Below are 3380 nucleotides of genomic sequence, written 5' to 3'. Positions count from 1 at the left end.
AGGAACCGGCGGCCGTATACAGGCACTTGATGGCGCTTTCCTTGGCCGAAAACAGGACATAGGCGGCCAACTCGCGACAACCGTCCGGCAGCGAGTCCAACCAGGCGCGCTCTTCCGGCAAGGCGATGGAATCGATGGCACGCCAGGGGAACGGGTTTTGCCGGCATTCCACATCCACCCCTACTCCGCGAGCGAACCGAAGCCGAGTGGCCACGGCCGCTACCATGCCTTCCGTATGGCTGATGCTGCCGACGATATCCCGTCCCCAGATCGGCGCGCCGGATTCGTCCCGAAGAATCGGCGCCGGCTCGACCCCGAGATGTCGAACCGCCTTCCGCGCCAGAACGCGCCCGGTGGCGAATTCCTTCCGGCGTTTCGCTATGGCCCCATCGACCAGCATCCGTTCTTCCTCGAACAGTTCGGACGGGTCCGAGAGCTGTTCGGTCCAGGCGACGACGAATAACTCTCCGGGGAACAAGCCCTCCGGTCGTCGTATCGGTTCAACGGGTATCGATGGCATAGTCGCTCGCGAAATTCCTGAGCCAGCGCCACAACCAGCTCACGGCCTGGCTGAACACGAGCATCCCGAACAGGGCCATGGACGGCGTAAAAAGGTGCTGGCCGCCCTCATGCTGCATGATCCATGCCGACAACCACGGGCCTCCGGCCGATCCGACGGCGAAGGCCGCGGTGAACAAAGCGGTGCCGCCGGGCAAATCGGCGCGGGGCAGGATCCTGGCCAGAAGCGCCAGGGCCAGAGCGAACACTGGCCCCAATGTCAGTCCGGTCGCGAAGGCCGCGCCTCCGGCGACGTATTCGGCGCTGATCGGTTGGCCCTCCTGCCCCAGGCGTACCCAGACATCGCCGATGAGGGCGCTAACCGAGTCGACCCGCATCAGCACCGCCAAAGCGACGATGCCTCCCATGCCGCAACCGAACAGTACACGGCGATAACCCAGCCGATCCCCCAGGTGGCTGACCGGCAAAGTGCCCAGCAATCCCCCCAGCACGAAAGCCGCCAGGTGATGGGCGGTAGCCATGGCGGTGAAACCCTGGCGCACGAGAACGGCAGGATAGAGGGTCAGCAGCGTGGCTTCCGCAAAACCATAGGCCAATACGGCCTGCACCGGAATTCCCGCCCGCAGCAGAAGTCGGCCGCTAGCGCGTTCCGGTTCGGCGCGCGCTCCGGGCAAGCCGATAGCCACCAGAACCGCAGCTTGAACCAGGAGCACGGTGGCGACAGTAAAAGGCAGATGATGGGCCAGCCCGTATAGGTACGAACCCACGACCGGCCCGACCGCCAGCCCTATCCCGAAGCATAGACCGTAAACGCCGTTGGCAACGGCGCGGCGCTCATCGCCGGCAAAGCAGGACAAGGCGGTTTGAGTGCCGATCATCGCGCAGGCCATGCCCAAGCCCATCAAGCCCCTTAAGGCGAACCACAATCCGATGTCCGATTGCCAAGGGAACGAAACGGCCGCAGTCGCGTATGCCAGCAGGCCCACGGCCACGACGCGGCGCAGACCGATCCGCCGCAGCGCCCGACCCGCGAAAGGCGCAGCCAGCGCAACGCAGAGAAACAACAGCGATGCGTTGGCGCCTATCAGCACGCCGTCGACGTGGCGCTCTTCCATGAAGATGGCAACGATGGGGTTGAGGATTCCAAGCGATATCCCCAACAGCCCGCCCAACGCATACAGCGTACCCAGAGCGACGCCCGCCAGCGGATGCTCGGGCGTCGGGGGGCAGGATTTAGCCCCCATTTCTCACCTCCGTCCAATCGCAATGAGTATGACGTAGGATGTGCTGAACGAAGTGACAAATCGGCAGGGCGAGGCGCAACGCGACGAGCGGGCAGGCCAGGGACGGGCTGCCCCGGACTCGCGAGCGAAGCGGGACAGCGTAGCGTGGCGAGGCCGAGTTGCACGGCGAAGCCGCCCGAAGGGTGCCGGACCGGGACGGTCCGGCATGAACCGCATCGTTCGCGATTGATGCCTGTCCTGAGCCTAGTCGAAGGGCGCTTCGTGCCTCAGCGCATCCTACAAGCTCCGCCTCGCCCTTCGCGCCGGCTCGACGTCGTATCGTAGGTCGGCAATCCTTTCCCGACACACGCTCGTCGGCAAAGGATTGCCGACCTACCACGACACCGTCGCTCGGTCCGTGCGGCGCGCCCCACCGGCGTCTGGGCGCCCTCGCGACGAAGGGGGATAAGAAATGCGGGCTAGGCATGCCGACGCTCCGTGGTCAGGTTGTCCGGTTTCCGGGCTCCCGATATCGTCTCCAGGGCGGCCATTTTTTCCGAGCCGAACCAGTACATGTCTTGACGGCCGTAGACGCACAGGTGCTGGCCGGTTATCCAGTCGGCCTCCGACGACGCCAGGAAGGCCACCGCGTCCGCAACCGCGTCGACCGGGATCGATCGCGCCCGGTATCCCGGCGGCGTCATGTCGGTGTCCACGAACGCCGGGCAGACGGCGTTGACCTGAACATTGTGCGGCTTCAGTTCCTCGCTCAGCGACTTGGTAAGGCCCAGAACCGCATGCTTGGAGGCGGCATAGGCGCTGAACAGGGGGTAGCCGATGTGGCTGGAATCGGAACCCAGATTCACGATTTTCCCCCTGCGCCGCTCGATCATGTGCGGCGCCACGCTCCGACACAGATGATAGACGCCGAACAGGTTGACCTCGACGATGCGCTTCCACTCATCCGGCGAGGAGGTCGCCAAGGCGGACATTCCGGTGATTCCGGCATTGTTGACCAGCACGTCCAGATGACCGAAGCGGCGGAGGACTTCGCTCACCAAATGTTGCACCTCCGCGAGGTTCCGTACATCCGCCGGAGTTACCACAGCGGTGCCACCACTGCCGGCGATTTCCCGGGCAACGGCTTCAAGCCCCGCCCGATCGCGGGCGGAAAGCGCCACGGCAACGCCCTGACCGGCGAGTTTCAGGGCGATCGCGCGGCCGATACCGCGGCTCGCACCGGTAACCAGCGCCACTTTGCCGGCCCAGCTGCCGGAGCGTGCCGACAGCGGAATTTCTTCCAGCCGGGGCGTTTTCAGCGGTATCAAGGCGGGAGGCTCGCCCGTCATCACCGCCGGCAAACTCGCGAGGCGAAGCCCCGTCGGCGAATTCGCGTTTTCGCTCAGGTCGGCCAGCAACTCCAGGTAGCGCTGGCCGAGGCGCTTGATGGTCTCCCCCTTGAAAAAGTTCTGGGAGTAATTGATCTCGACGTGGAGTTCGCCTTCGACCATGGAGAGGAAGATCTCGATGAGGGAGATACGCTGCTGGCTCGGGGGCGAGTAGCGCTGATCCCAATCCGTATCGACGAACTCGAAGATGTTGGATTTCGGTAAGCTCCGGTTTCCCAAATAGTTGACG

General features: G+C 64.4%; 3 protein-coding genes. All 3 read right to left on the bottom strand.

All coding sequences use genetic code 11. The features are described from left to right. On the bottom strand, positions 1-520 hold a 520-nt coding region (locus ABJK70_RS22270; RefSeq protein WP_347259169.1), incomplete at its 3' end, for a 4'-phosphopantetheinyl transferase superfamily protein. After that, positions 501-1763, bottom strand: a complete 1263-nt coding sequence (locus ABJK70_RS22265; RefSeq protein WP_347259168.1) for an MFS transporter — start codon at positions 1761-1763, stop codon at positions 501-503. The genes ABJK70_RS22270 and ABJK70_RS22265, both read right to left, overlap by 20 nt. 458 nt (positions 1764-2221) lie before the next feature. Further along, positions 2222-3380 (bottom strand): SDR family NAD(P)-dependent oxidoreductase (locus ABJK70_RS22260; RefSeq protein WP_347259167.1); only part of this gene is annotated, 1159 nt, incomplete at its 5' end.

The sequence above is a fragment of the Methylocaldum sp. genome (genome assembly GCF_039794385.1).
Classification (GTDB): Bacteria; Pseudomonadota; Gammaproteobacteria; order Methylococcales; family Methylococcaceae; genus Methylocaldum.
The sequence above is the reverse complement of the archived record's forward strand: the minus strand, read 5'-3'. Positions and strand labels throughout refer to the sequence as shown.

Coding starts and splice junctions, on each gene's coding strand:
- ABJK70_RS22265 (WP_347259168.1), bottom strand. CDS start 1,763: ATGGGGGCTAAATCCTGCCCCCCGACGCCCGAGCATCCGCTGGCGGGC.